This window comes from Nostoc sp. 'Peltigera membranacea cyanobiont' 232 (assembly GCF_002245985.1).
Classification (GTDB): Bacteria; Cyanobacteriota; Cyanobacteriia; order Cyanobacteriales; family Nostocaceae; genus Nostoc.
In genome coordinates, this window is record NZ_NOLK01000368.1 from 1 (window position 1) to 1,681 (window position 1,681).

Sequence of the window (1,681 nt, forward strand, 5' to 3'; positions counted from 1 at the left end):
ACAGATATATTTGATAAATCCCAATATTTCCGACATAGCAGCGTCTGCATTCTTCACAGCCTTCAAGGAGTTTCAAAAATCTCAGCAAATCAGAGCATTTTTCTCTCACCAGAGACATAAAAGAGCGTTAATATTGGTTTTTGGTGGGATGCTCCAGTTGAACGACGCGCACGGCAGGCGCTAGAGTTGAGCCTGATTCAAAAGTGGCGATCGCCGTTCAACAAGGAAAATTGGGAGCGGTGGGGGCAGCCGTTTAAGTAGGGTGTTTCGTGGTGATTAAAATGTCTGATAATTTACCTTTTCAAAATCCTGACCAACTACAGCAATGGCATCAGGGTATAAAAGATGCCAACCGTAATAATATTTTCTGTCATTGTCGTGCTTGCGATTATGAGTGGATGGATTCAGCATTTGATGTTACTTGTATTCAATGCAGTAGTAAAGATGTAGAAAGTATTTCATCTTGGCAATTTCCAGATGACTAAATCTGAATAATTTATATTCTTGCTAACCACTTTTCAAGTGCTAAATCTGCTAATGATTCTAGGGAATCAGGATTTTGAATTAACTCCTTATAAGTGTTAATCACCACAGGAGAAAATGATTTATAAGAAAGGCTCCAATACAAATTTCTAGGTCTTTTTTCTCGTGGCATGGCATCCCATTCAGATTGCAGTCTCATCCGTCCAAACCCCTCTGGTACATGACCAGCATAGGTTACAACAGCACCATCCATCCACAGCCTCATTCTGCCAATCACTTGTCTTCTTTGTGTAAATAATAATGAGCTTGGAGTAGGGAGCCATAGAAATATGACTGGTTTATTAATCTTTCTTTGATAGTATAGTTCGGCTACTGGTTTAGCTTTACCTCTGCCATATCTAATAGTATTTTTACCTTCAAATTCTTCTTTGATTCGCCCATCAAAACTAATAATTTTCTCTCTAAGTTTGAGAATTGCTTGTTGTTCTTCTCCAGTGCAAGCACCAAGCCAATCTAAAAGTAATTGCGGTGGTTCTGGAATATTGCTTGATGTACTGCTAATGTCAAGTTCCTGATAGGGAATCGGAATTGACCAAGTTTGATTAGTATCAATATCTTGCAGTTGTAAGTGAAAATTTTGATTAATCTGAGCAACAGAAACCTGCAAAAAATCAACTATCAACTTTGTGTGTTTGCGGTCAATCAAATTATGTCTGTGAAATGAGGGTGCGATCGCAATTAACCGGACAGGCTGACTGTAATCAATTTGCTCTTGAAATGGTTTTTCGTCTAGTAAGTTATCGTAGTAGCGAGTTAATTGCTGGACTATATATCTATCTTCAGTATTTTTGAGTTCTAAAATTACTAATTGTCTCGTGTCGTTAAGTGCTAAGATATCGCAGATTTCGCCCTTAACAGCATACTGTCGTTTTAAAGGTTTTAAGCCTGATAATTGCTGTAGGTTATCCCAAACAAAATCTTCTAATGCTGCTTCTGATGCAAATTCCCAACTAGAACCTGTTTTACGTAGTGCTGCACCAGCTAACATATCTTCGTCACTGCAATATTACTACTGGAGTTTAGACTAAGCCATGCAAAAAGACCCAGCAGGGCTGAGTTAATCAGAGACTTAGCAAAAGTATGAATAATCTTAGGTATTAAACAGCAACTGATGGGTCTTTACGTGGTCGTGTTACTG

Annotated in this window: 3 protein-coding genes and 1 pseudogene; 3 read left to right on the top strand and 1 reads right to left on the bottom strand. The window is 38.4% G+C overall.

The genetic code is table 11. The annotated features are described in order from the left end of the window. The 3 genes and pseudogenes from CDG79_RS44660 to CDG79_RS40370 all read left to right on the top strand — a co-directional run. Positions 1 to 184, top strand: a 184-nt coding sequence (locus tag CDG79_RS44660; protein ID WP_223278676.1) for a hypothetical protein, incomplete at its 5' end; no start/stop codon positions are given. Further along, a pseudogene (locus CDG79_RS44665) lies at positions 124 to 261 on the top strand (GIY-YIG nuclease family protein); the annotation flags it as partial. The gene CDG79_RS44660 and the pseudogene CDG79_RS44665, both read left to right, overlap by 61 nt. 20 nt (positions 262 to 281) lie before the next feature. Next, positions 282 to 485 carry a hypothetical protein gene (locus CDG79_RS40370; RefSeq protein ID WP_094347023.1) on the top strand — a complete coding sequence of 68 codons (204 nt, stop codon included), beginning with the start codon at positions 282 to 284 and terminating at the stop codon, positions 483 to 485. 11 nt (positions 486 to 496) lie between these two features. Here the strand turns inward: CDG79_RS40370 and CDG79_RS40375 are convergent, their stop codons facing one another. Beyond that, entirely contained in the window at positions 497 to 1,531 is a 1,035-nt protein-coding gene (locus CDG79_RS40375) for an endonuclease NucS domain-containing protein (protein WP_094347024.1), read from the bottom strand. Positions 1,532 to 1,681 lie beyond the last annotated feature (150 nt).

Coding starts and splice junctions, on each gene's coding strand:
- CDG79_RS40370 (WP_094347023.1), top strand. CDS start 282: ATGTCTGATAATTTACCTTTTCAAAATCCTGACCAACTACAGCAATGG.
- CDG79_RS40375 (WP_094347024.1), bottom strand. CDS start 1,531: ATGTTAGCTGGTGCAGCACTACGTAAAACAGGTTCTAGTTGGGAATTT.